The organism is Sphingomonas sp. BE138 (assembly GCF_031456125.1).
In the GTDB taxonomy this organism is placed as follows: domain Bacteria; phylum Pseudomonadota; class Alphaproteobacteria; order Sphingomonadales; family Sphingomonadaceae; genus Sphingomonas.
Map to the genome: position 1 here is coordinate 2,501 of NZ_JAVDUC010000053.1, position 3,176 is coordinate 5,676.

Below are 3,176 nucleotides of genomic sequence, written 5' to 3' on the forward strand. Positions count from 1 at the left end.
GTAAGGGCAATTCGTGGATGCCTTGGCGCATACAGGCGATGAAGGACGTGGCACGCTGCGATAAGCTGCGGTGAGGTGTGAGCAACCTTTGACCCGCAGATTTCCGAATGGGGAAACCCACCTATCCTGATTATCCCAGATGATCCGAACGACGACACGCGTGAAGCGTGCCGCCGGGCGGCTCGGCTAGGGTAATTGGGAACATGGTATCTCGTTACTGAATACATAGGTTTCGAGAAGCGAACCCGGGGAACTGAAACATCTCAGTACCTGGAGGAAAAGACATCAACCGAGATTCCGTTAGTAGTGGCGAGCGAACGCGGACCAGGCCAGTGCCATTCATTCAACTAGCAGAACGATCTGGAAAGATCGGCCGTAGCGGGTGACAGCCCCGTATGCGAAAGTGATGTGGATGGACTCGAGTAGGGCGGGACACGTGTAATCCTGTCTGAACATGGGGGGACCACCCTCCAAGCCTAAATACTCGTATGCGACCGATAGCGAACTAGTACCGTGAGGGAAAGGTGAAAAGCACCCCGATGAGGGGAGTGAAACAGTACCTGAAACGGATTGCCTACAAGCAGTTGGAGGGTCCTTGAGGCCTGACAGCGTACCTCTTGCATAATGGGTCTGTGACTTAATGTTTCAAGCGAGCTTAAGCCGATAGGTGTAGGCGCAGCGAAAGCGAGTCTGAATAGGGCGTTTTAGTTTGAAGTATTAGACCCGAAACCCGGCGATCTAGGCATGACCAGGATGAAGGTGTGGTAACACACACTGGAGGTCCGAACCGATTAACGTTGAAAAGTTACCGGATGAGTTGTGTTTAGGGGTGAAAGGCCAATCAAGCCGGGAAATAGCTGGTTCTCCGCGAAAACTATTGAGGTAGTGCCTCGAGCGAATACCGTAGGGGGTAGAGCACTGGATGGATGCGGGGGTCGCGAGATCTACCAACTCTAACCAAACTCCGAATACCTGCGAGTACTACTCGGGAGACAGACGGCGGGTGCTAAGGTCCGTCGTCAAAAGGGAAACAGCCCTGACCTACAGCTAAGGTCCCCAAGTCACGTCTAAGTGGGAAAGCATGTGGGAATCCCAAAACAACCAGGAGGTTGGCTTAGAAGCAGCCATCCTTTAAAGAAAGCGTAACAGCTCACTGGTCTAGCTAAGGGTTCCTGCGGCGAAGATGTAACGGGGCTCAAGACGTGCACCGAAGCTTAGGGTGTGGATTTATCCACGCGGTAGCGGAGCGTTCCGTAAGCCTGCGAAGCGATCTGGTAATGGGTCGTGGAGGTATCGGAAGTGCGAATGCAGACATGAGTAGCGATAAAGAGGGTGAGATGCCCTCTCGCCGAAAGACCAAGGGTTCCTGCGCAAGGCTAATCCGCGCAGGGTGAGCCGGCCCCTAAGACGAGCCCGAAGGGGGTAGTCGATGGGAATGCGGTTAATATTCCGCAGCCTGGTGGTGTGTGACGGATGGCGTGTGTTGTCAGCTCTTAACGGATTGAGCTGGCTTCGAAGCTGTCCCGGGAAATAGCCCCACCGTATAGACCGTACCCGAAACCGACACAGGTGGTCTGGTAGAGTATACCAAGGCGCTTGAGAGAAGTGTCCTGAAGGAACTCGGCAAATTGCCTCCGTACCTTCGGAAGAAGGAGGCCCCATGTATGCGCAAGCACTCATGGGGGGCACAGGCCAGGGGGTAGCGACTGTTTAGCAAAAACACAGGGCTCTGCTAAGTCGGCTTCAAGACGACGTATAGGGCCTGACGCCTGCCCGGTGCCTGAAGGTTAAGTGGAGGGGTGCAAGCTCTGAAATGAAGCCCAGGTAAACGGCGGCCGTAACTATAACGGTCCTAAGGTAGCGAAATTCCTTGTCGGGTAAGTTCCGACCTGCACGAATGGCGTAACGACTTCCCCACTGTCTCCAGGACATGCTCAGCGAAATTGAATTCTCCGTGAAGATGCGGAGTACCCGCGGTTAGACGGAAAGACCCCGTGCACCTTTACTGCAGCTTCAGAGTGGCAGTGGACAAGAACTGTGTAGCATAGGTGGGAGGCTTTGAAGCATTGGCGCCAGCCGGTGTGGAGCCACAGGTGAAATACCACCCTGTTGTTGTCTATTGTCTAACCTCGTACCGTGAAACCGGTACAGGGACCCTCTGTGGCGGGTAGTTTGACTGGGGCGGTCGCCTCCTAAAGAGTAACGGAGGCGCGCGAAGGTGGGCTCAGGCCGGTTGGAAACCGGCTGTTAGAGTGCAATGGCATAAGCCCGCCTGACTGCGAGACTGACAAGTCGAGCAGAGACGAAAGTCGGTCATAGTGATCCGGTGGTCCCTCGTGGAAGGGCCATCGCTCAACGGATAAAAGGTACGCCGGGGATAACAGGCTGATAACCCCCAAGAGCTCATATCGACGGGGTTGTTTGGCACCTCGATGTCGGCTCATCACATCCTGGGGCTGGAGCAGGTCCCAAGGGTTTGGCTGTTCGCCAATTAAAGTGGTACGTGAGCTGGGTTCAGAACGTCGCGAGACAGTTTGGTCCCTATCTGCCGTGGGCGTCGAAATTTGAGAGGAGTTGACCCTAGTACGAGAGGACCGGGTTGAACGTACCTCTGGTGTACCTGTCGTCGTGCCAACGGCGCAGCAGGGTAGCTATGTACGGACGGGATAACCGCTGAAAGCATCTAAGCGGGAAGCCTCCCTCGAGATAAGATTTCTCAGGACGGTCGAAGACCACGACCTTGATAGATCGGATGTGGAAGCGCGGTAACGCGTGAAGCTAACCGATACTAATCGTCCTATTCGCGCTTGAGAGCACACACCCCCAACAACAACGTTGGATGTGAGGTGATCACTCGCAGCCAGTACATCGTGCATCGATTTGAACCCGTCCCGCCCGGCCACCATCCGGGCAGGACCCCATGTGCAGGCTCCATTGCCTGGTGGCCATAGCGTCGGTGAACCACCCGATCCCATCCCGAACTCGGCCGTGAAACCCCTCTGCGCCAATGGTACTATCGCTCAAGCGATGGAAGAGTAGGTCGCCGCCAGGCATTGAAGCTTCGCACATCCCAAGAACCCATTCACACACACACCTCGGCGCGGGGTGGAGCAGCCCGGTAGCTCGTCAGGCTCATAACCTGAAGGTCACAGGTTCAAATCCTGTCCCCGCAACCA

1 tRNA gene and 2 rRNA genes (1 of these 3 cut by a window edge) are annotated in these 3,176 nt (G+C 55.4%); all 3 read left to right on the forward strand.

Features of this window, described 5'->3' with window-relative positions:
* Positions 1 to 2,812 (forward strand): 23S ribosomal RNA (locus J2Y58_RS20645) (it extends 10 nt beyond the left edge of the window).
* Between the two features lie 125 nt (positions 2,813 to 2,937).
* A 5S ribosomal RNA gene (gene rrf / locus J2Y58_RS20650) occupies positions 2,938 to 3,052 on the forward strand.
* Between the two features lie 47 nt (positions 3,053 to 3,099).
* Positions 3,100 to 3,176: transfer RNA gene (locus J2Y58_RS20655), tRNA-Met, on the forward strand.